Below are 19,742 nucleotides of genomic sequence, written 5' to 3'. Positions count from 1 at the left end.
CCATGAGCCTCGATACCGTTCGCGCCGATCTGGCCACCCGCGCCCCTGACCTCGACGTCATCGTCACCGATGCGTCCACCGCCACCGTCCAGCTCGCAGCCGAGGTCCATGGCGTCGAGCCCGGGCAGATCGCCAAGACGCTGTGCATCCGGGTCAATGGCGGGGAAGTCCTGCTGGTGACACGGGGCGATGCCCGGCTGGACAATCAGAAATCGAAGGCCGCCTTGGGCGGCCGGCCCCGCATGCTGGGCGCCGAGGACGTATTGCGTCTGACCAGCCACCAGGTGGGCGGGGTTTGCCCCTTCGGTCTGCCCGCGCCGCTGCCGATCTACCTGGATACCTCGCTTCGGATTTATGACCTCGTCATTCCGGCCGCGGGCGATACCCATTCCTCGGTCAGGCTTTCTGTCGAGCGCCTTGCCGAACTCTGCGGTAATCAATGGGTCGATGCGTGCCAGCCGCCGGAGGATGCTGACTAGATGATTGCGCTGGTCGCTGCATCGCTGGCGCTTCCGCTGCAAGTGCTCGGCCACGCAGCCACCTGCACAATGGGAGACAGCGACAGCGCAGTTGCTGGCAGCTTTCTCTCGTCCCCGCTGCTTGTTCTCTGCTTCGTGATGCTGCTCAGGGCGCTGCTGCTAAATCCAAGGTGCGCCAGGCCCCTTTCAACGGGTCTGGTGCTGATGGTAACCGTAGCGCTGACCTTTGGAATCTGGTTCGACACCATCTTCTTCCAAACGCCATGTGGTCCTGACTATGCTGACTACGCCCAGAGCACTGATGTCATCTGGTTTATCCTCATCGCGTACTTGATGCTCCCTGCAATCAACATTGCGCTCTGCCTCTTGTTGTTTCTGCGCACGCGGCACCTGCAGTGAACTCCTTCGAGTTTATCCGCCAGCGTCTGACGTTGAAGCCCCTGCCTTTTCGCCCTGACATTTCCCTCTATTCCCCTACACCCCGGAGCGGCCTCAATGGCTGGCTGGCCGCAGAAGGGCATGACGAAGCGCCGCCCTATTGGGCCTATGCCTGGGGCGGCGGCGCCGTGCTGGCGCTCTACCTCCGCGATCATCCCGAACTGGTCCTGGGCCGGACCGTGCTCGACTTCGGCGCCGGATCAGGCCTGGTCGGCATTGCCGCGCTGAAGGCCGGCGCGGCCTGTGCCTGGGCCATTGAAACTGATCCTGTTGGCCAGGTAGCGCTGCGGCTCAATGCCGAAGCCAACGGGGTGGACCTGCCGCTCTGGACTGGCGCGGAATGGCCCCAGGCCGATGTGGTCCTGGCCGGTGATATCTTCTACCTGCCCGAGGTTGTGGACCGCACCCTGCCCATCCTGACCCAGTCGGCCGCGCGCGGCGCGACTGTCGTCATCGGCGACCCCTTCCGCCGCGATCTGCCACTGGACCGGCTGAAGCTGCTGACCGAATACCAGGTGCCGGACATGGGCAGCAACGGCCCGGTGCGGGCCGGCATCTTTGCCCTGCATCCCTAGGCCGTCGGATATGCCGTGCCCGGCCTTGCCCCAAATTGCGGAGCGCTCTATATCCCGGCTCAGCGAGGACGACCTCCCCCATTTCGGGTTCAGCGTTCGGGACGGCCCGGAACTCATGGAGCTTTCCATGCGAACCACCGCCGACCGTATCCGTCACGCGCTTCTATTCGAAATCATCGGCATTCTGCTGGCGACGCCCCTGGGCGCCGTCGTGTTTCATCTCCACGCCGGCGACAGCGCTATCATCGTCATCGGCAGTGCCACCCTGGCCATGGGCTGGAACTATGTGTTCAATCTCGGCTTCGACAAGCTGATGCAGGCCCGGCGCGGCACCACGCTCAAGACACCGGCCCTGCGCGTCGCCCATGCCGTGCTGTTCGAACTGGGCCTCCTGCTCATGCTGATGCCGCTGATCGCGCTCTATCTGGGCATTACGCTCTGGGAGGCGCTGGTCATGGACCTGGCCTTTGCCCTGTTCTACATGGCCTATGCGCTGGTCTATAACTGGGCCTATGACCGGCTGTTTCCGTTACCGGAATGGCAGAAGTCACAAACTCAGCAGTCACAATAAAAGACCAGCCGGTTGTACCGGCTGGTCCTGCTGACAGCATCTGCCGCGTTTACCGCACGCGGATCGACGAGATGATGTCGTTATTGCGCCCATCCAGACTGCTCCGGCTCCGATCAAGCACCGCACAGCGACCGCGGAAATTATTGTCCTCGCAAACCTGGACCTGCACGTCGCCGCGCACCCGGATGGAGGAAATGCGATCATTGAAGCGGTTCAGGCTGGTATAGCGGGTGCCTGGCGTGGCGCAGAAACTGGCGCCGCGATAGTCGAAATCTTCATAGAAGCAGACCTCTCCACTGGGACGGCCCGGGCGCGGATCGAAGCTTCCACCATTTCCGATGGAAAATGAGAAGTTCGGGGTGCTGATGCTGAAACCGATATCTGGACCATCATTCCGGTCGCCGCCGCTGCTACCGCCGCCGGTATTGGAAAGGTAGCGTGCTGATACCCATCCGTCAGGTCCGCTATGGCTGATGCGGCACCAGCCGGACTGACAGCGCTCAACCTCTACCCGCTCGCCGCGGTCCAGCACGTCCACGGCGCGGTAGCGAACACCTGGACCTGAGCGCACATTGAGAGACACGGTGGCGCGGGCATCGCCTGAGATACCTGTGTTGGAACCGGAATCCTGCTGCCCGCCATCGCCGCGATCAGTGAGATAGCGCGCCGAAACCCAGCCGTCCGGTCCGCTATGGTTGATGCGGCACCAGCCGGAGCGGCATTGTTCGACGTTTACGTTCTCCCCCTGGTAGAGAACATCGACCACGCCATAGCTGGTGCTCGGCCCGGACCGGACATTGAGTGACGCGGTGGATTGAGCAGCCTGGGCTGCCGCTGTGCCTACAAGGCTGAGCCCAAGCGCCAAGCAGGCAGTTTTGATGATAGATTTAGCTGACGACATTGTCGTTCCTCCTGGATCGGTTGCGTCCGCCCCTTAGGAGGAGCCAATTGACAAATACCGCAGGAGTTCCATCCTCACCGAAGCGTGACCGGACGCGAGAAGTCTCGGCTGTTGACCGGCGGGGTAGGTCAAAGCACGAAAGCTTATTCCGCCGCGTTCTGCCGGCCCGCGCCAAACTTCTTTTCGATGTAATCGGCCACCATGACCTTGAACTGGTCTGCCACGTCTGCGCCCCTGAGGGTCGCGACCTTCTGCCCATCGACAAAGACCGGCGCCGCCGGACTTTCACCCGTGCCAGGCAGGGAAATGCCGATATTGGCATGCTTGCTCTCGCCTGGACCATTGACGATGCAGCCCATGACGGCGACCGACAACGTCTCGACCCCAGGATAGCGCTCGCGCCATTCGGGCATCGAAATATTGAGATGGTCCTGGATGTCCTTCGCCAGATGCTGGAAAGTGGTGGATGTGGTGCGCCCGCAACCGGGACAGGCCGCCACGACCGGCAGGAACTGACGGAAGCCCATGGTCTGCAGCAGTTCCTGCGCCACCTTGACCTCGGTCGTGCGGTCGCCGCCCGGCTCCGGCGTCAATGAAATGCGGATCGTGTCGCCAATGCCCTGCTGCAGCAAGATACCGAGCGCTGCCGAGGAAGCGACGATGCCCTTGGACCCCATGCCCGCTTCGGTCAGCCCCAGATGCAGCGCATAATCGCAGCGCGCTGCCAGGTCCTGATAGACCGCGATCAGATGCTGGACGTCCGAGACCTTGGTCGAGAGAATGATCCTGTCGCGGCCCATGCCCAACGCCTCGGCCCGCTGCGCCGAGAGCAGCGCCGACTGGATGATCGCCTCGCGTTGCACGGCGGCGGCCGAGATGGGATTGGGCGAGACGGCGTTCTCATCCATCAGTCTGGTCAGCAGCTCCTCGTCGAGCGATCCCCAGTTCACCCCGATACGCACCGGCTTGCCGTAGCGATTGGCAATGTCGATCAGGGTCGAGAACTGCGTATCGCGCTTGGCCTTGAAACCAACATTTCCCGGATTGATGCGATACTTCGCCAAAGCCTCGGCACAGGCCGGATGGTCGGTGAGGAGCTTGTGGCCGATATAGTGGAAATCGCCCACCAGCGGCACGTCATAGCCCATGGAGGCGAGGCGGTCGCGGATAATGGGGACGGCGGCAGCACTCTCGTCGCGGTCGACCGTGATGCGCACGATTTCCGAGCCGGCGCGGGCCAACTGCATCACCTGCTTGACCGTCGCATCGATGTCGGCGGTATCCGTATTGGTCATGGATTGCACGACCACCGGGGCGCCGCCGCCCACCGCGACGCCACCTACATCCACACCCACTGATTGCCTGCGCAGCGCTGGCCCCGCCATAACAACACCTCGTCTTTGCGCCACAGATAAGCCCCCAAGACTAGAGACGCAATGTTACGCTTGCGTGATCAGGGAGGGAGGGCCCTTGCGCCAGATTTTCATTCGCCTGCTGCTTGCCGCAATTCGACAATGCCGGCATCTGCCCAAAAGCTCACCGGCAACATCGCCATCCACGCCGATCGCGCTCCACGAGGCGGGATGGCCCGGGATTGCCCTGCCGCACTTGTGATCGGGCGACCTTGAACCGAGGTACAGGCAGGGCCATTTAGGAGACATGATGAACATGCTCCTCCCCCGCCTCATTCTGTTCCGCAAGGAAGTCGTGCAGCTCTGGAAGGCCTTCTGGTCGCCGCACACCCCGCTTCATCTGAAGGCCGCAACGCTGTTTGCCGCCTTCTATCTGGTGAACCCCATCGACATCATCCCCGACTTCATCCCGCTTGCGGGCTGGATCGATGATATTGTCCTGGTCCCGATGATGGTGAGCTGGATCGTTTCCCGCTTGCCAGTGCCAGCCTATGCCGAAAAGCACGGCAAGACCGTCGATGGCAATGCGCGGCGGCGCTGAGGCGCCAATGAAGCCTTATTCACCGCGCCGCCCTCGGATTTGATCCGAAGGCCTATATCGACGCGAATGACGTGGCGCTGTCTGTGGTCCTCGGGTCAAGCTCTAGGACAGCGCCGCGTTTTAAGGCAGAAGGCTCGGATCGCTCAGGACCTTTGTGTTTTCAGTCCAACCGCACCAGCAAATCCTTGGCGTCGATCTGGTCGCCCGGCTTGATGAGGAGCTCTGCCACCGTGCCATCAGTCTCGGCGTGGATTGCCGTTTCCATCTTCATGGCTTCAATCGAGCAGAGTACGTCGCCGGCCTGGACCGACTGACCCTGCTTGACGGCAAGGGTCGAGATGACACCCGGCATCGGCGCGCCGACCTGTTTCGGGTCGCCCGCGACGGCCTTGGCCCGCACCGTGAGCTCGCCCGCCGTCAGCCGGTCCGGCACCACGATGGTGCGCGGCTGGCCGTTGAGATCAAAGAAGCAGCGGACCTCGCCCTTTTCATTAGTTGGCGCGCGGCCCTGATAGGTCACAACCAGCGTCTTGCCCTTCTCGATATCGACCAGCAGTTCGTCGCCCTCATTGAGGCCGTAGAAATAGACCGGCGTCGGCAGCACCTCGGTGGGGCCATAGCGATCTTGGGTCTTTTCGAAGTCTGAATAGACCTTGGGGTACATGAGGAACGAGGCGAGGCGATAATCGTCGATTTCGATGCCCGCTTCCTCGCTGATTTTCTTGCGCTCGGCTTCAAGGTCTGTGGGCTTCAAATAGGAGCCCGGACGCTCGGTGAGCGGTGTTCGTCCCTTCAGCACCTTCTTTTGCAGCTTTTCCGGAAAGCCACCGGGCGGCTGGCCGAGATCGCCGGCAAAGAAGCCGACGACGCTATCGGGGAAGGCAATGTCCTTGTCGGGGTTCTCGACATCCTTGCGCGAAATGCCGGCCGAGACCATGGCCAGGGCCATGTCGCCCACCACCTTGGATGAGGGCGTGACCTTGACGATATCGCCGAACATCTGGTTGACGTCGGCATAGGTCTGGGCGACCTCGTGCCAGCGGGTTTCGAGTCCCAGCGAGCGCGCCTGTTCCTTCAAGTTGGTGAACTGCCCGCCCGGCATTTCGTGGAGGTAAACCTCCGAGGCGCCGCCCTTCAAATCACTCTCGAAGGCCCGGTACTGGGTGCGCACGGCTTCCCAATAGAAGGAGATCTGGCGGATCGCCCTGGCGTCGAGTTCCGGGTCCCGCTCACCATCGGCCATGGCCGCGACCAGCGAACCGAGGGTCGGCTGGCTGGTGGTGCCGGAGAGGGCATCCATGGCGGCATCCACCGCATCGACCCCCGCATCCACGGCCGCCAGCACAGTCGCAGACGCCGCGCCCGAAGTATCGTGCGTGTGGAGGTGGATCGGCAGGCCGATCTCTTCCTTCAAGGTCGCGATCAGCTTCTTCGCCGCAGCAGGCTTAAGCAGCCCCGCCATGTCCTTGAGGCCGAGCACATGGGCGCCCGCGGCTTCCAGCTCCTTGGCCAGCGCCACGTAATATTTGAGATCATATTTGGACCGTTCCGGGTCCAGCATGTCGCCGGTATAGCATACCACGCCCTCGCAGACCTTGTTGGCCTCGATCACCGCATCCATCGAGACGCGCATGTTCTCGACCCAGTTGAGGCAATCGAAGACACGGAAGATATCGACCCCGCCAGCCGCCGCCTGCTTGACGAAGAACTTGACCACATTGTCGGGATAATTGGTGTAGCCCACGCCATTGGAGCCGCGCAGCAGCATCTGGGTGAGGATGTTGGGCGCGCCCTCGCGCACCTTGGCTAGGCGCTCCCACGGGTCTTCGTTGAGGAAGCGCATGGACACATCGAACGTCGCCCCGCCCCAGCACTCGAGCGAAAACAGGTTCGGCAGGCCGCGCGAATAGGCCTGGACAATGCGGGTGATATCGAAGCTGCGCATGCGCGTCGCCAACAGCGACTGATGCGCATCGCGCATGGTGGTGTCGGTGAACAGCACCCGCTTCTGCGCCTTCATCCACCTGGCCAGACCCTGCGGCCCATCACGGTCGAGAATCTGCCGGCTGCCTTCCACCACCGATAGCGGCGGAAATTCGGGCACGATCGGCGCCGCCGCATCCTCGGGCGGCCGCGGGCGATCCCGCACTTCCGGGTGTCCGTTAACGGTGACGTCGGCGATATAGCTCAAGAGCTTAGTCGCCCGGTCCTTGCGCGGCTTGAAGTTGAACAGGTCCGGCGTCGTGTCGATGAAGCGCGTTGTGTAGCGGTTCTCGACAAAGTCCGGATGGGTGATGATGTTTTCAAGAAACGCCAGATTGGTGGCGACGCCGCGGATACGGAACTCACGCAAGGCCCGGTGCATGCGGGCAATGGCTTCGTCGGCGCTGGGCGCCCAGCAGGTCACCTTTTCGAGCAGCGGATCGTAATAGCGCGTGATGACCGCACCCGAATAGGCTGTGCCACCATCGAGCCGCACGCCAAAGCCGGTCGCGCCGCGATAGGCGGTGATGCGGCCATAATCGGGGATGAAGTTCTGTTCCGGGTCTTCCGTGGTCACCCGGCACTGGATGGCATTGCCGTTAAGCTTGATGTCTTCCTGCAAAGGCACGCCGCTCTCGGGTGTGCCGATGACGGCACCGTCGAGCAGATGGATCTGTGCCTTGACGATGTCGATGCCGGTCACTTCCTCTGTGACCGTGTGCTCGACCTGGATGCGCGGATTGACCTCAATGAAGTAGAATCGGTCGGTATCGGCATCCATCAGGAATTCGACGGTGCCGGCGCCACGATAATTGGCGGCATTGCCCAGCCGCACCGCGGCGTCGGTCAATTCCTTGCGCACATCGTCGGAAAGATAGGGCGCGGGTGCGCGCTCCACCACCTTCTGATTGCGCCGCTGCACCGAGCAGTCACGCTCGAACAGATGCACCAGATTGCCGTGATCGTCGCCGATCAGTTGCACTTCCACATGGCGGGCGCGCTCAATCAGCTTTTCGAGATACATCTCGTCCTTGCCAAAGGCGGCCTTGGCCTCGCGCTTGCCCTCGGACACTTCCGAAAGCAGCGATTTTTCGTCAAGAATGCGGCGCATGCCGCGTCCGCCGCCACCCCAGGAGGCCTTGAGCATCAGTGGATAGCCGATTTCGGCCGCCAGCTTCTTGATGGTTTCGGGATCGTCGGGCAGTGGCTCGGTGGCTGGAACCACCGGCACGTCGCTGGCAATCGCCATATTGCGCGCGGCAACCTTGTTGCCGAGATCGCGCATGGTCTGGGCGCGCGGCCCGATAAAGATGATGCCGGCATCCTCGCAGGCATCAACGAACTCGGGGCTTTCCGACAAGAGCCCATAGCCGGGGTGGATGGCATCGGCACCCGAAATGCGGGCAATGCGGATATATTCGTCGATTTGCAGATAGGCCTCGACCGGGCCCTTGCCCTTCCCGATCAGATAGGCCTCGTCGGCCTTGAAGCGATGCAGCGCCAGCTTGTCTTCTTCGGCATAGGCCGCGACGGTCTTGAGACCAAGTTCATTGGCGGCGCGAAACACGCGAATGGCGATTTCGCTGCGATTGGCGACGAGGATTTTCTTGATAGTCATCGGTATCCGTTCCGAGCAGGAGGGGGCAAGGACCGCAAGGGTCCGGCTCAGCAAATGCCGACGGAAGGGACGGTTGACCGCCCAACCGCCGAAAACCTGATTTCAGTTCTGGCCGAGATATCCGGCCAGGTGGCTCATGTCATATCCCGCCTCGGCGGCCTGGGAGATGATCTGATCGGCGGGGACTTCCCCCGCCTGGCTCAGCGCCCAGAGCGTCGTCGAGCGCGTTCCCGAACGGCAGAAACAGAACACCTTGCCGTCGCTCCCCTCGAGCACGGCCTTGGTGGCATTGACGAGATCGGGGCTGACCCCCTCCCGTCCCAGCGGAATGGCATGATATGCGAGGCCTGCGGCCTTGGCAGCCGCTTCGATTGCTGCGCCCTGCGGCTGATCTGGAGACTCTCCATCCGGCCGATTGTTGACAATGGCGACAAAGCCCAGATCCTTGAGCGTTTTGACGTCGTCGGGCTGGATTTGTCCAGAGACGCTGACGTGATCGTTGATCCGCTTCAGTTCCAAGGCTTCTTCTCCCACAAGCCCCTGCGGCAATCCCTGAAGCGGTCACCGCTTCGAGAACAGATCCACAGGCAGAGCGCCGGCGCGCAATGGCCCGTTATAGCCACGCGGTCGCACCCGACGCAACTGGCAGCGGCGCAAAGCTGTCACCGAGCTGTCGCAGAACGCGGTCAGGCCGCGCAGACCGCCTGCTGTATGACCAGAGGCTGGGGCCGGCCCAGATAATAACCCTGCAATGCGGTGCAGCCGGCATCGACCAGCATCTGCAACTGCTCCTCGGTCTCGATGCCTTCGGCCACCACTTCGAGATTGAGCGAGCGGGCAATGTTGCAGACCGCCGAAACGATCATGGCATTGACCGGATTGGCGGCGAAATCGGCAACATAGGTGCGGTCAATCTTGATGATGTCGAAGGCAAAATCGCGCAGATAGTGAAGGCTCGCATGGCCTGCGCCAAAATCATCGATGGCAACGCGGATGCCCATCGCGCGCAGGGCTGCCAGATTGTCCATCTCGACGCTCCCAGCCACCAGCGGCGCGTTCTCGGTGATTTCGACAATGATGCTGGCTGGCGATGTGCCGGTCTCGATCAGGATGTCGGAAAAGCTTTCGGCAAATTCGGCCCGGCGCAATTGCACCGGCGAGACATTGACCGCCACCGGCCCCTCGAGCCGTGGCAGGTCGGCACAAGCCCGGCGTAATACCCATTCGCCCAATCGGTCGATCAGGCTGCTCTGCTCGGCCACGCCGATGAACTGGGCCGGCGCAATAGTACCCCGCACCTGATGCCGCCAGCGCACCAGGGCCTCATGCGAGCGCACCTTGAGCGTCGCGCTGTCGAACACCGGCTGATAATGCAGCTCCAGCTCGTCCATCAGGATGGCGGCGCGCAATTCGCGTTCGACAAAGCGGCGATGACGCTCATCGCCCAGCATGTCGGGATCAAAGGGCACCACGCAGCCGCGCCCGGCATGCTTGCCCTTGTAGAGCGCCAGATCGGCGATGGCGATCAGTTCATTGGGGTCATCGCTGTCGAGCGGCGCCAGCGCCACCCCGATGGTGGCCGAAAGCCGCGTCATCCGACCGGCAATATTGCGCGGTTCGCTGAGCTGGCGAAGCAGCCGGTCGCCCAGGCGGCAGAGTCCGCCCTTGTTGTCGTGGCCGGGAATGAGCACGCCAAACTCGTCCCCGCCGAGCCGGCCGATAATGGCATTAGGCATCAGGGCGCGCATCTCGCGCACCAGCGCCACCAGCGCCGCATCGCCCGCGCCATGCCCGGCGCTGTCATTGAGCACCTTGAGGTTGTCCATGTCGATTTGCAGATAGCCCAGGGCCGACAGCGACCCGCGCCGGGCAAAGCGATTGAGCTCGTCGAGGAAATAGGAGCGGGTAAAGCTGCCGGTCAGCGCATCGCGATTGGCCGAGGCCAATGCCTCGGTCATGGCCATCTGCGCTTCCGCCATGCGGCGGCGCATCAAGCGATGAGCCTGCAACAGCACCACGGGAATGGCGATGGCTAGGCCCGCCATGGTCCAGGCAATGACCGACTGGGTGCCAAAACCAAAAAGTATGGCCAGGCTGAGCCCCAGCAGCATGGTAGCAAGTAGCCCTATGGCCACCCGCAGCCATTCATAGGCCTGGTTGACGAGGGCGAAAATGGGACGGATCTGCATGGGGCAACCTGGATAGTCGGGGTTGCACCAACATGACTCAGCAATTCTAAATCAATGCTAAACACCTGATTTTTAAGTCAAAATGACAGGCATTGCACAATCGGGGCGCCACGCTAATGTCCCTCTGCGACAAGCAGATGACAAAGCGGACGCCCCGAAAGGCCAGCGTTGATGAAGTTCTAACGGCTCAGCCTTCGCCGACGCCCGGCGTATAACGGGCCAGCGCGCCGATGACGCGCTTGGCGGTCACCCGGCCGATCTGCACGCCCTCGTCATTGGTGACGCCCACCCATTGATGCTCGGCGAAATAAGGCAGCACATCCTCGCAGCGCACATTGGCCGGCACCGTATATTCGCAGGCCTCGAACTCGCCCTTTTCCATGATGGTGCGCACATGGATGGCGCGGGCCTTGTTCACCTCGCGCACGAATTCCTCGATATGCTCATTGGCCGGTTTCAGCACGATATCCTCGGGCTTGCCCTCCTGCTGCACCGCCCCATCCTTGAGCACCGCGATGCGGTCGGCGATCTTAAGCGCCTCGTCGAAGTCATGGGTAATGAAGAGGATGGTCTTGCCCAGGCTCTTCTGCAATTCGACCAACTGGTCCTGCATGCCCGAGCGGATCAGCGGATCAAGGGCCGAAAAGGCCTCGTCCATGAGTATGATATCGGTGTCGAGCGCCAACGCCCGCGCCAGTCCCACACGCTGCTGCTGACCACCCGAGAGCTGGCGCGGCCGGCTCTGTTCATAGCCGGAAAGACCAACGGTCTCGATCCACTTGGCCGCTCTTTCCATGCGCTCGGCCTTGGGCACGCCGCGCACTTCCAGGCCATAGGCGACATTGTCGATCACCGAGCGATGCGGCAGGAGGCCGAACTTCTGGAACACCATGGCCACCGTGCTGCGCCGATAGGCGCGAAGTTCAGGCAGGCTCATCTTGAGCACATCATTGCCCTCGACCATGATCTCCCCGGCCGTCGGGTCGATCAGCCGGTTGACGTGGCGGATCAGCGTCGACTTGCCGGAGCCCGACAGGCCCATGACCACAAAGATCTGGCCCCGGGCGATATCGAGCGAGACATCGTCCAGACCCACCACATGATTGGTCTCGGCCTGCACCTCGGACTTGGATTTGCCCGAGCGCAGCAATTCGAGCGCGCCTTGCGGGTTGTCGCCGAAGATCTTGGTGACCCCGCGCATGCGGATGGCGAAATCGGTATCGGTTTTCATCTCATGCATGTCAGCGCGCCTCCGTCAGGCCGATGCGGGCCTGGAGCTGTTTGCCGAAGGATTGGGTGATGCGGTCGAAGATGATGGCCAGCGCCACGATCCCGAGCCCGGCGAACAGGCCACGGCTGACTTCCAGCCGGCCGATGCCCTGCAGCACCTGATAGCCAAGACCACCAGCGCCAATCATCGAGGCAATCACCACCATGGAAAGCGCCATCATCGTCGTCTGGTTGATACCGGCCAGGATCGTGGGCAGGGCCAGCGGAATCTGCACGCCGAAGAGGCGTTGGCCGGGCGTCGTGCCAAAGGCCCGGCTGGCTTCCATCACCGCTGGATCGACCGAGCGCAGCCCCAGGTCGGAGAGCCGCACCAGAGGTGGCGCCGCATAGACGATGGTGGCGATCAGCGCCGGGATCTTGCCGGGCCCGAAGATCATCACCGTGGGGATGAGATAGACGAAGCTGGGCAGGGTCTGCATCAGGTCGAGCATCGGCGTGATCACCTGTCGCACCCGGGCCGAGCGGCTCATCCACACGCCAAAGGGGATGGAAATGACGATGGCGGTCAGCGTGGCCGCGATCATCAGCGCCATGGTGGTCATGGCGTCTTCCCACAGGTCCATGACCCCGAGGAAGATCAGCGACAGGAAGACAATGAACGGCAGTTGCCAGCGTCGCGTCGCGAGCCAGGCAACGCCCACCAGGATGATCATGATCAGCCAGAAGGGCGTGGCGATCAGGGTATCCTCAATGAACTTAAGCAGCATCAGCAACGGATAGGCCGCCGCCTCGAATTCATCGCTCCAATTGCGCACGACCCAATTGAGGCTGTCGTCGACGGCACGGCGCCAGGGGCGGGTATCGATCAGTTCTGGAAACATTTCTTCTCTTTCTTCGAAAAGAGGATCGGTTGCCGCGTGCGATCACGAAGCCAGCCAGAAAGTTGGTTTGGGGATCGAACGCACAAAGCGGCCGGGTCGAAACCCGGCCGCCGTGAGGAAAGCTGTGTGTCAGCGTTAGCCGAGTGCAGCCAGCACCTTTTCGGCCACTTCGGCCGGAACCCAATTGGTCCAGACGTCCTGCTTGGTCATGAGGAAGTTCTCGGCGGTCGCCTCGGCATCAGCCTGGTTCTCGTCACCATAAACCAGAAGCTCGCTGATTTCGGCATTGGTCAGGCCGACCTTGGAGAAATACTCGGCGACAGTCGGAGCTTCTTCTTGGATCCAGGCAGCGGCGCCGACAACGGCAGGGCTGGACGGATAGGCTGTTACGCCGGCCGGCTCATCGCATTCGGGATCGGTGTTGCACTGGTAGACCGCCATGTCGGCTTCGCCGATGTCGATCTGCACAGCCGGGTATTTGCCCAGGATAGCGGTCGGACCCCAGTAGTAGAACAGGATCGGCTCTTCGCGGGTAAAGGCGCGGGCGATCGATGCATCCAGCGCCCCGCCCGAACCCGGCGAGAACAGGTTCCAGGTCTCTTCCATGTCGAAGGCCTCGAACAGGGCCGTGGTGGAGAGCTCGCAAGCCCAGCCCGGAGGGCACGAATAGATGCGACCCTGGCTCGGATCCTCGGGATCGGCGAACAGGTCCGGTCGGGCGATCACGGCTTCCGCCGTCGTCAGCTCGGGATATTCTTCCTGGGTATATTTGGGGATGAACCAGCCTTCGACTGTGCCATCGGTGATGGCGTCGGACAATTCGACCACCGTCCCATCTTCGATGGCGGCGCCCCAGGCGTCCTCGATGGCACTGGTCCAGAGTTCGGGCGCAACGGCCGGAGTGCCACGGCTCATCATCGAGGACGATGTCGGCACTGTATCACCGGCCACGATCTCGACGTCGCAGCCATAACCCTGTTCCAGGATCGTCGCATGGATATGCGCCAGGGCTGCAGCGGAGGGCCAGGTCATTTCGGCGATATCGATGGTGCGATCAGTACCGCATGCTGCGGCATCTGCATCCTGGGCAATGGCGGGAAGGCTGGTTGCCGACAAAAAGGCAACAGCGATCGCGGCGGCAATGCCACCGGATTTCAAAATCATCAGGTCAACTCCTGCGGTTGTGGAATGCGCGGACCATAAAGATGGCAGAAATATGTGTCAAATCTGACAATAGTTGATCAGTAACAAACAACAGCGCCCGCCTATTCTTGATCAACGGACTGCAAAACTTCAAAATTTAATTGAACTGACGTTACTTCTTGATTGCCCAAACAGCAAACAGGTACAAATTCGACTTACCTCAAGTCGAAAAAATATCACGGCAATCGTGGCCGGCGCCGAAGATCAAATTGTCAGGGAACCGAGCCGACCCAGGCCTGCCAGAGATCGGCGCGCTCGGCCACGAACCGCTCGGCCACCGCTTCTGCGGTGCCGCCAGGCTCATTGAGTTGGGCCAGAAGCCTGTCCATTTCATCGAGCGGCAGGCTGGCGCGCTGGAAATAGCCGGCGACCATCGGCGTATCGGCGAACACCCGCTCGGCCAGCGCGATCACCACGCTGTCGCTGGGAAAGGCCGATGGCTGTGGCTCGGCACAGATCCGGTCGGCCAGGCATTGCGCTGCGGCCTCGTCATAGGCGCCCAGATCGATGGCGGTGAAATCGAGCTGCGCCAGGATGGCATTGGGTTGCCAATAATAGAACAGGAAGGGCTCGCGCCGGTTCAGCCCCTCGGCAATCAACTGGTCCATCTCCAGCCTGTTGGCTGGTTCGACCAGCTCGACAATCTCGGTCAGCCCATGGGCGGCGATCAGATTGCGGTTGATGATCGAACAGGCCCAGTCCACGGGGCAGGATATAAAGCGCATGCGCCCCTCGACCTGCAATTGCGGCAGGGTCAGCGCCAGCTCGGCGGCCACCGGTGTCCCAGTAAACATGCCCGCCAGCGTCGAAGGCATGTACCAGCCCTCGAACTGGCTTGGTGTATAAGTCGGCGCGGCACTGCGCACCTGCTGGCCCTCCATGGCGCCGTTCCACAGGTCCGCGATTCGGTTGATCCACATCTCGGGCGCCACTTGTGGTTGTCCGGTCGACCCCATGGAGGAGACCGTGGCGGCGAGGTCACCGGCAACTATGCGCACCTCGCAGTCAAAGGCGCCGGCAAGGATGCGGGCATGGATTTCCGCCAGGATCGCCGCCGAAGGCCAGCTCATCCGCGCAATTGAGATGGTGCGGCGGCCGCAGGGGGGTGGCGGAGCGGCTGCCTCCACCTGCGGGGCCGGCGTCTCCACCGCATCCTGGGCGCTATCGAGCACGGTGATCTGCGCAAGCGTCGATTGCACCGACAGGGCGAGTGCGACGGCAACTGGAATGGGGCGCAAAAATCTCATCATTCGCCTTGTCGATCCCTTCCGGACCACGCCCCAGTCTATGCCCAACCCTTATCCGTTAAGCAACTGTGGCAGGTAACGGATTTGGCGTGCAAATCCCGGTGACAGTGCCGCCCCGAGTGTGCAACAGTCTGGCCCAGCGGGGCGCGCATCGCGCCCCCTTTAACAGTTGTCGCGTCGCAAGAAGGAGGCCAGCAAGGCCACCCGGCGCGCAACCGAAACAGAGGGACGTCCATGTTCAAGAAAACCCTGACCCTGGCGGTCGCCGCCACCACTCTGACCATTGCCGCTCCGGCCCTGGCACAGGACAGCGGCGCCACCATCGGTTTCATCGGCGGCTTTACCGGCCCTATCGAATCCCTGACCCCGCCGATCTTTGCCGGCGCCGAACTGGTTGTCAGCCAGGTCAACGAGCAGGGCGGCATCCTGGGCGGTGAACTTTCCATCGTCTCCGCCGACGGCGCCTGCGACGCCACCGCTGCGGCTGGCGCTGCCGACCGCCTGATCAACACCGACAACGTCACCGGCGTCGTCGGCGCGCTCTGCACCGGCGAAACCATCGGCGCCTTCAACGGCTCGGGTCTCTCGGGCGGCGTGGTGTTCATCTCCCCGGCCTCCTCGGCCCCGGCACTGACCACGCTTGAGGACAATGATCTGGTGTTCCGCACCACCCCGTCCGACGCGCTCCAGGGCGTCAAGCTCGCCAACCTGCTGCTGGCCAAGGGCGTGAACGACATCGCCATCACTTATGTGAACAACGATTACGGCAAGGGTTTTGCCGATGCGCTGGCCGCAGCCTATGAAGCTGGTGGCGGCACCATTGCGGCCAATCTCGCCCATGAAGAAGGCAAGGCCGACTACCGCGCCGAGCTGGGTAACCTGGTCGCTTCGCAGAACCTGGTCGTGCTGGCCTATGCCAATGCTTCGGGTAACACTATCCTGCGCCAGGCCGTCGAAAGCGGTAATTTCACCACCTATGTGGGCGGCGACGGCATGGTCGGCGACGACCTGCTCAACGGCATCGACGCCGCTGCCGTGGAAGGCATGATCGCCACCCGCGCCGGCGCCCCGACCGGCGAGGCCGTGGACCTCTACAACGCCTTCACCGGCGAAGGTTTCACCGCCAATGCCACTTATGCCCCTCAGGCCTATGATGCTGCATTCCTGATGGCCCTTGCCATCGAGAAGAACGGCTCGACATCGCGCGAAGGCCTCTCGGCCGCGCTGCGCGAGGTCGCATCGGCTCCGGGCGAGAAGATCCTGCCGGGTGAATGGGCCAAGGCCAAGGAACTGATCGCTGCCGGCACCGACATCGACTATGAGGGCGCCGGCGGCGCGCTCGACTTCGACGACGTCGGCGACGTGGACGGCATCATCGTCGAGCTGGCCGTCGAAGGCGGTTCGTTCGTCGAAAAGGGTCTGATCGACTAACTCGGCTTCATCCGGCGCAAGGCGCCATCCAAAGCCTCCGGTGGAGGCTTTGGAGAAGCCGAGGCCCGGAGCGCTACGCGCGCAGGGCACGAAGACTCGATCTATACGAGGCCCGGGAGCGATCCCGGGCCTCTCGTTTGAAGGAGTCAGACTTGGCCGACGACGAGACACTGGGCTTTTACGCCGACAATGCCGCAGCCTATGCCGAGCATCGGAGACGCCCGACCGGCGAGCGCCTGAACGCCTTTCTCTCAACCGTGCCGCAAGGTGCCCGCATTCTCGAACTGGGCTGCGGCAATGGTATGGATGCCCAATACATGCTGGCGCGGGGCTTTGACGTCGATGCCACCGATGGCACACCTGAACTGGTGGCCGAGGCACGCCGCCGCATCGGCGACCGGGCGCGAATATTGCGTTTCGGGCAGCTCGATGCAGAGGCCGGCTATGATGGTGTCTGGGCCTGCGCCAGCCTGCTGCATGTGCCGGCGGCGACCCTGCCGGATATCCTCGGCCGCATTCATCGCGCCCTACAACCGGGCGGCGTCTTCGTGGCCAGTTTCAAATCTGGGACCGGCGAAGGCCGGGACGGCATGGGGCGCTACTACAACTACCCCACATCCGAAGCGCTGCTGGCCGCCTATGCCACCGCCGGATGGACCGACCTGGTGCTGGAAACCAATATGGGCAGCGGTTTTGATGCGCTGCCCACGCAATGGTTCTGGGTGACGGCGAGAAAGCCGGCCCTTTAGCTCCGCGCGCCCTCGCGCTTCACCACTTCCGGGATCAGCCCCCTGGGCGCGAATCTGAGCGCAATGGTGATCACCAGCCCGAGCACGAACACCCGCATTTGCGCCGAGCGCGCCTCGATTTCGGGAATGGCGCCCCAGCCGGCTTCGGTCGACCAATAGCTGACAAAGTCGAACACCACCTTGGCCAACGGCTCGGACACCACCCAAACCAGCCATATCAGGACCGCCCCAAATAGCGCGCCCCAATTATTGCCGGCCCCGCCCACGATCACCATGACCCAGATAAGGAAGGTGTGGTTGATCGGCTGATAGCTGGAGGGATCGAATATCTGGACGAAACTGACCAGCATGGCCCCGCCAATGCCCATCAGCACCGAGCCAAAGACAAAGATTTCGAGCTGCCGCGCGGTGACGTTCTTGCCCATCGAGGAGGCGGCGACGTGATTGTCGCGGATGGCGCGCATCATCCGGCCCCAGGGCCCGGCATAGGCGCGCGAGATCAGCCACATGACAAGGCCCAGCACCACCAGCGCCAGCAGCAGGTAACCGGCCCGCGCCAACAACAGCGAGGAGCCTAGATCCATGCCGCCGCCCGCATAATCCTGTGGCAGCGGCGTCGGCCAGGGGATGGGCGACACGGTCAGCGTGCCGCGGGTCAGCCAGTCCATGTTCTTGATCAGCGCCCTGATGATCTCGGAAATGCCGATCGTGGCAATGGCGAGGTAATCGGTGCGAAGGCCAAGACAGATCTTGCCAATGATATAGGCGATGCCCGCGGCCAGCACGCCGCCGAATATCCAGCCCAGCACCGGATGGGCGCCCAGCCCGCCGATCCAGCCGCCACCGGCGCTTTCGATATAGGCCGCCGCCGGGTCGAGCTGGCTGCGATAGAGCACATAGGCGACGAACCAGGCCAGGACGGTCAGCGCCGCCTTCCACTTGCCGGTCACCCCGATGCGGTCCGCCTTGCGCGCACCCAGCACCAGCAGCGCCCCGCCGGCAAAGGCCAAGAGTGCCCGCCCCAGCATCATCGGGCCGTCGGATCCCCAGAACTCGGGATTGACCGGAAAGGAGATGAAGGTCACGGCCGCGCCGCCCACCATGAGAAAGCCCATGATGCCGAAATTGAACAGCCCGCCATAGCCCCATTGGATATTGAGCCCCAGCGCGATTAGCGCATAGGCCGCAGCCTCGACGAGGCGAGAGGAGGTGAAGGGCATGCCCATGACCCAGCCGATAACCAGGATCAGTACGAACAGGCCGCCGAAAAGCATGAGGGAACGCTGGATCATGACGATGCTCCCTTGAAGATGCCGGTAGGCCGGACAAGCAGCGTCACCACAAGGATCACGAAGGCGACGGTGAGCTTGTATTCGGTGGGCACCAGCGCCAGCGTCGAGGGCAATTGCATCCAGTCAGGCAGCACGGCGTTGAGCGGACGGAACAGCATGGTCCAGTTGAACACCGCCAGCGTCTCGGCAAAGCCGATAAGCAGGCCCCCGGCAATGGCGCCATAGGCCTGGCCGAGGCCACCGACGATAGCTGCAGCGAAAATCGGCAGGATGATGTTGAAGGCGAGGTCCGGCTTGAGCGTCACGTCCAGCGCCAGCATGGTGCCGGCCATGCAGGCCAGCGCCCCGGCAATCACCCAGGTGACCCGCACCACCAGCGCGGTATTGATGCCCGACACCTGCGCGAGATCCGCATTGTCGGCCATGGCGCGCATCGCCTTGCCCAGCCGTGAGCGGGTGAGGAAGAAATGCAGCGCAATCACCGAAACGACGGTCACGAGGATCATCAGCACCTGCGGCTCGGTGATCACCAGCGGACGGGTCGAGCCGATGGCTGAAGTATCGATGCGGAAAATTTCCTTGGGTTCGTTCTCGAAGAACGAATAGGAGCCGGCGCCGAAGAACAGGCGGATCAACCCCTGCACCATCAGCGTCACGCCGATGGAGGCGATCAGCAGCGTCACCGGCTTGGCGCCACGCTTGCGCAACGGCGCATAGAAGCCCTTGTCGATGCCCAGCGCCAGGATAGCAGCCAGCACCATGGCAAGGGGCAGCACCACGAAACCGGTCGGGATCGGGGTGACGATACCCCAGGCCGCAAAGGCGCTGGCGAGCAGGAAGGCGATAAAGGCGCCGCCCGTCATCAGCTCGGAATGGGCGAAATGAGCAAAGCGCAGAATGCCAAAAATCAGCGTGATACCGATGGCCCCCAGCGCATAGATACAGCCCAGCACAAGGCCGGAGATCACCACCTGGTTGATGAAGAAAATGATTTCGGTCACG

At 62.5% G+C, this 19,742-nt stretch carries 18 protein-coding genes; 7 read left to right on the top strand and 11 right to left on the bottom strand.

Features of this window, described 5'->3' with window-relative positions; genetic code table 11:
- Positions 1 to 2: 2 nt before the first annotated feature.
- The 4 genes from ACXYMS_RS17650 (at position 3) to ACXYMS_RS17635 (ending at position 2,063) form a co-directional block, all read left to right on the top strand.
- Positions 3 to 479 carry a YbaK/EbsC family protein gene (locus ACXYMS_RS17650; RefSeq protein WP_458908156.1) on the top strand — a complete coding sequence of 159 codons (477 nt, stop codon included), beginning with the start codon at positions 3 to 5 and terminating at the stop codon, positions 477 to 479.
- Positions 480 to 878, top strand: coding sequence for a hypothetical protein (locus tag ACXYMS_RS17645; protein ID WP_458908155.1), 399 nt, complete (start codon positions 480 to 482; stop codon positions 876 to 878).
- The gene (locus tag ACXYMS_RS17640) at positions 875 to 1,492 is read left to right on the top strand and encodes a class I SAM-dependent methyltransferase (RefSeq protein ID WP_458908154.1); all 618 of its coding nucleotides are present in this window, start codon (positions 875 to 877) and stop codon (positions 1,490 to 1,492) included. The genes ACXYMS_RS17645 and ACXYMS_RS17640 overlap by 4 nt, the downstream gene beginning before the upstream one ends.
- Before the next feature lie 127 nt (positions 1,493 to 1,619).
- Positions 1,620 to 2,063, top strand: a complete 444-nt coding sequence (locus tag ACXYMS_RS17635; protein ID WP_458908153.1) for a PACE efflux transporter — start codon at positions 1,620 to 1,622, stop codon at positions 2,061 to 2,063.
- A 49-nt stretch (positions 2,064 to 2,112) separates the two neighbouring features.
- On the opposite strand, the gene ACXYMS_RS17630 is transcribed toward ACXYMS_RS17635, so the two are convergent.
- Together ACXYMS_RS17630 and ispG are read right to left on the bottom strand one after the other, a co-directional pair.
- Complete coding sequence (locus ACXYMS_RS17630; protein WP_458908152.1) at positions 2,113 to 2,964, bottom strand: SH3 domain-containing protein; 852 nt, start codon at positions 2,962 to 2,964, stop codon at positions 2,113 to 2,115.
- Positions 2,965 to 3,107: 143 nt separating this feature from the next.
- Positions 3,108 to 4,349 carry a flavodoxin-dependent (E)-4-hydroxy-3-methylbut-2-enyl-diphosphate synthase gene (gene ispG / locus ACXYMS_RS17625; RefSeq protein ID WP_458908151.1) on the bottom strand — a complete coding sequence of 414 codons (1,242 nt, stop codon included), beginning with the start codon at positions 4,347 to 4,349 and terminating at the stop codon, positions 3,108 to 3,110.
- Between the two features lie 277 nt (positions 4,350 to 4,626).
- Between ispG and ACXYMS_RS17620 the strand changes: the two genes are divergently transcribed.
- Positions 4,627 to 4,917: a YkvA family protein gene (locus tag ACXYMS_RS17620; RefSeq protein WP_458908150.1), complete on the top strand. Its 291-nt coding sequence runs from the start codon at positions 4,627 to 4,629 to the stop codon at positions 4,915 to 4,917.
- A 160-nt stretch (positions 4,918 to 5,077) separates the two neighbouring features.
- Here ACXYMS_RS17620 and pyc read toward each other — a convergent pair whose 3' ends face one another.
- The 7 genes from pyc to ACXYMS_RS17585 all read right to left on the bottom strand — a co-directional run bounded on the left by pyc (position 5,078) and on the right by ACXYMS_RS17585 (position 15,271).
- Positions 5,078 to 8,518 (bottom strand): pyruvate carboxylase, encoded by a 3,441-nt coding sequence (gene pyc / locus ACXYMS_RS17615; protein ID WP_458908149.1) that lies wholly within the window; start codon positions 8,516 to 8,518, stop codon positions 5,078 to 5,080.
- 102 nt (positions 8,519 to 8,620) lie between these two features.
- Positions 8,621 to 9,037, bottom strand: a complete 417-nt coding sequence (locus tag ACXYMS_RS17610; protein ID WP_458908148.1) for a protein tyrosine phosphatase family protein — start codon at positions 9,035 to 9,037, stop codon at positions 8,621 to 8,623.
- A gap of 167 nt (positions 9,038 to 9,204) precedes the next feature.
- The gene (locus tag ACXYMS_RS17605) at positions 9,205 to 10,707 is read right to left on the bottom strand and encodes a putative bifunctional diguanylate cyclase/phosphodiesterase (RefSeq protein WP_458908147.1); all 1,503 of its coding nucleotides are present in this window, start codon (positions 10,705 to 10,707) and stop codon (positions 9,205 to 9,207) included.
- A gap of 187 nt (positions 10,708 to 10,894) precedes the next feature.
- The gene (locus tag ACXYMS_RS17600) at positions 10,895 to 11,947 is read right to left on the bottom strand and encodes a quaternary amine ABC transporter ATP-binding protein (protein ID WP_458908145.1); all 1,053 of its coding nucleotides are present in this window, start codon (positions 11,945 to 11,947) and stop codon (positions 10,895 to 10,897) included.
- Position 11,948: 1 nt separating this feature from the next.
- Positions 11,949 to 12,818 carry an ABC transporter permease gene (locus ACXYMS_RS17595; protein ID WP_458908144.1) on the bottom strand — a complete coding sequence of 290 codons (870 nt, stop codon included), beginning with the start codon at positions 12,816 to 12,818 and terminating at the stop codon, positions 11,949 to 11,951.
- Between the two features lie 135 nt (positions 12,819 to 12,953).
- Positions 12,954 to 13,982, bottom strand: coding sequence for an ABC transporter substrate-binding protein (locus tag ACXYMS_RS17590; RefSeq protein ID WP_458908143.1), 1,029 nt, complete (start codon positions 13,980 to 13,982; stop codon positions 12,954 to 12,956).
- Between the two features lie 251 nt (positions 13,983 to 14,233).
- Positions 14,234 to 15,271 (bottom strand): glycine betaine ABC transporter substrate-binding protein, encoded by a 1,038-nt coding sequence (locus tag ACXYMS_RS17585; RefSeq protein ID WP_458908142.1) that lies wholly within the window; start codon positions 15,269 to 15,271, stop codon positions 14,234 to 14,236.
- A gap of 231 nt (positions 15,272 to 15,502) precedes the next feature.
- On the opposite strand from ACXYMS_RS17585, the gene ACXYMS_RS17580 reads away from it, so the two are divergent.
- Both ACXYMS_RS17580 and ACXYMS_RS17575 read left to right on the top strand, forming a co-directional pair.
- Positions 15,503 to 16,699: an ABC transporter substrate-binding protein gene (locus tag ACXYMS_RS17580; protein ID WP_458908141.1), complete on the top strand. Its 1,197-nt coding sequence runs from the start codon at positions 15,503 to 15,505 to the stop codon at positions 16,697 to 16,699.
- Positions 16,700 to 16,851: 152 nt separating this feature from the next.
- Positions 16,852 to 17,448 carry a class I SAM-dependent methyltransferase gene (locus ACXYMS_RS17575; RefSeq protein ID WP_458908140.1) on the top strand — a complete coding sequence of 199 codons (597 nt, stop codon included), beginning with the start codon at positions 16,852 to 16,854 and terminating at the stop codon, positions 17,446 to 17,448.
- On the opposite strand, the gene ACXYMS_RS17570 is transcribed toward ACXYMS_RS17575, so the two are convergent.
- The gene (locus ACXYMS_RS17570; RefSeq protein ID WP_458908139.1) at positions 17,445 to 18,740 is read right to left on the bottom strand and encodes a branched-chain amino acid ABC transporter permease; all 1,296 of its coding nucleotides are present in this window, start codon (positions 18,738 to 18,740) and stop codon (positions 17,445 to 17,447) included. The genes ACXYMS_RS17575 and ACXYMS_RS17570 overlap by 4 nt on opposite strands.
- A complete protein-coding gene (locus ACXYMS_RS17565) occupies positions 18,737 to 19,741 on the bottom strand; it encodes a branched-chain amino acid ABC transporter permease (protein WP_458908138.1) in 1,005 nt (334 codons plus the stop codon). The genes ACXYMS_RS17570 and ACXYMS_RS17565 overlap by 4 nt, the downstream gene beginning before the upstream one ends.
- Between the last annotated feature and the right edge of the window lies 1 nt (position 19,742).

The organism is Devosia sp. CAU 1758 (assembly GCF_054482695.1).
This window is presented reverse-complemented; position numbering and strand designations above follow the sequence as displayed.